At 37.2% G+C, this 239-nt stretch carries 1 pseudogene; it reads right to left on the bottom strand.

Annotation, left to right across the window (positions count from 1 at the left end):
* Positions 1-239: pseudogene (locus tag ETC27_RS18345) on the bottom strand (phospho-N-acetylmuramoyl-pentapeptide-transferase); the annotation flags it as partial.

Here is a 239-nt window from a genome sequence, read left to right as displayed (position 1 = left end):
GAAAATACGTTTACCATGTGTTACTTTAAAGTACGAAACCTGCATCATAACAGAAACGGTTTCTGAGATATAGATAAAGCCAATCAAAAGGAGCGTCCATTCGACATGTAAAAGAATCGAAACGATGGCAATAAAACCTCCTAAACCAAGGCTTCCCACATCTCCCATAAAGATCTTTGCTGGTTTGTGGTTGAAGAAAAAGAAAGCAATCAAACCACCAATGACAGAAAGAATGATAA

The organism is Onishia niordana (assembly GCF_004798965.1).
Lineage (GTDB): Bacteria > Pseudomonadota > Gammaproteobacteria > Pseudomonadales > Halomonadaceae > Onishia > Onishia niordana.
This window is presented reverse-complemented; position numbering and strand designations above follow the sequence as displayed.